The organism is Streptomyces litmocidini, assembly GCF_014649755.1.
GTDB classification, from domain to species: domain Bacteria; phylum Actinomycetota; class Actinomycetes; order Streptomycetales; family Streptomycetaceae; genus Streptomyces; species Streptomyces litmocidini.
Genome location: NZ_BMTQ01000059.1, coordinates 1 through 1682 on the forward strand (window position 1 = coordinate 1; position 1682 = coordinate 1682).

Annotated in this window: 1 protein-coding gene; it reads right to left on the reverse strand. The window is 71.3% G+C overall.

What is annotated here, in order from left to right:
- Positions 1-1682: condensation domain-containing protein (locus tag IE180_RS35895; protein WP_308434466.1), on the reverse strand; the 1682-nt coding region annotated here is incomplete at its 3' end.

The window sequence follows — 1682 nt, forward strand, 5'->3', positions numbered from 1 at the left end:
GACAAGATCGCCTTCGGCCGACCCGTCGAACCCGACGTGAACATCAGACAGGCGGGATCGTCGGCGCTCAGTTCCGTGCCGAGGTTCTCGCCTCTGAGGCCCGCCAGCTGCTCGGAAGAGCAGGAAGCCGTGTCCCAGGGGCCGGTGAGGCGGTCGGCGAGGCCGGGCTCCGCGACCAGGACGCCGATGCCGGCGTCGGTCGCCGCCGAGCGGAGTCGCTCGTCGGGGAAGTCCGGGTCGAGGAGCGTGTATCCCGCCCCCGTCTTGAGGACCCCGATCACCACCGACGCGAACTCCGCCCCGCGACGCCAAAGGACTCCGGCCATGTCGCCCCGGCCCAGGCCCCGGGAGCGCAGGTGGCGGGCCCAGCGGTTGGCGGCGGCGTTGAGCTCGGCATACGTGACCTCCCCCGCCTCGTCGACGAGCGCGACCCCGTCGGGGAACCGGGCCGCCTGCTCCTCGAACCGCTCGACGAGGGTGGCGTCGCCCACCTCGGCGACGGCCCCCGCCCACGGCCCGGTCAGCAGCTCGCGCTCCGCCTCCGACAGGACCTTCAGGTCCGACAGGCGCCGGTCCGGCTCGTCGAGGGCCTGGGCCAGCACCTCGCCGAGGACGGTCACCGTCCTTCGTACCGTGACCTCGTCGAACAGCTCCGCCGCGAAGAGCACGGTGGCCCGCAGCTCCTTCTCGTCGTCGGAGCGGAGGAAGAACTCCAGGTCGAACTTGGCGGATCCGCTGGAGACCTTCTCCACCGGGCCCGTCCGGACTCCGCTCAGTGCGAAGGCGGGACCACCGTCGGTCTCCAGGCCGAGGCTGATCTGGAAGAGGGGGTGGCGCGAGAGGCTCCGGGTGGGGTTGACCGCCTCGAGGACCAGGTCGAACGGCGCCTCCTGGTGCGCGAACGCGTCCAGGTCCGCCGTACGCACCCGGCCCAGCAATTCACGGAAGCTCGGGTCGCCGGCACTGCTGGTCCGCAGGACCAGCGTGTTCACGAAGAACCCGACCAGATCCTGCAGTTCCGGCTCGCCACGGCCCGCCGTTGGTGAACCGATCGCCAGGTCCGTCCCCGCACCGAGCCTCGTCAGCGCGGCGACCAGGGCGGCGTGCACCACCATGAAGGGCGTGCACCCCTCCGAGCGGGCGAGGACCGCGATGCGTTCGAAGAGGTCCGCGCCGAGGTCGAGTTCGACCTGTCCGCCCCGGTGGGAAGCCCTGGCCGGCCTCGGACGGTCCAGGTTCAGCCCGTGCTCCTCCGGCAACCCCTCCAACGCCCCGCGCCAGAAACCCAACTCCCGGCCCAGCACGCTCTCGGGATCGTCCGCCGAACCCAGCACCCGGCGCTGCCAGACCGCGTAATCCGCGTACTGGACGGTCAAGGGCTCAAGAACCCGACCCTCCTCCCCCGCGAGCCGGGCCTCATAGGCCCGCTGCAGGTCCCCGAAGAACACGGCGTTCGACAGACCGTCCGTCGCGATGTGGTGCACCACCAGCGACAGCACCACCACCCCGTCACCCAGCTCGAACACCACCGCCCGCAGCGGAAGCTCTACGGAAAGATCGAAGACACGGCCCGCCGCAGCGGCCAACTCCCCTTCCAGCGCACCGCCTTCGATGTGTCGCCGTTCCACCGACACCCGAGCCGATTCCGGCGGCAGGACCCGCTGACGCGGCTCGCCCTCCAC